Origin of the sequence: Microbacterium ureisolvens, from assembly GCF_019511645.1 — a bacterium.
GTDB lineage: Bacteria > Actinomycetota > Actinomycetes > Actinomycetales > Microbacteriaceae > Microbacterium > Microbacterium ureisolvens_A.
The window spans coordinates 1-255 of sequence record NZ_JAEUAX010000046.1 but is presented as its reverse complement, the minus strand read 5'-3'; the positions used below and the strand labels follow the sequence as shown (position 1 = coordinate 255).

The window sequence follows — 255 nt, the reverse complement described above, 5'->3', positions numbered from 1 at the left end:
ACATGCAAGTCGAACGGTGAAGCCCCGCTTGCGGGGTGGATCAGTGGCGAACGGGTGAGTAACACGTGAGCAACCTGCCCTGGACTCTGGGATAAGCGCTGGAAACGGCGTCTAATACTGGATATGAACTCTCATCGCATGGTGGGGGTTGGAAAGATTTTTTGGTCTGGGATGGGCTCGCGGCCTATCAGCTTGTTGGTGAGGTAATGGCTCACCAAGGCGTCGACGGGTAGCCGGCCTGAGAGGGTGACCGGC

1 rRNA gene is annotated in these 255 nt (G+C 58.0%); it reads left to right on the top strand.

Annotation, left to right across the window (positions count from 1 at the left end):
• Positions 1–255, top strand: a 16S ribosomal RNA gene (locus JNB61_RS20760); the annotation flags it as partial.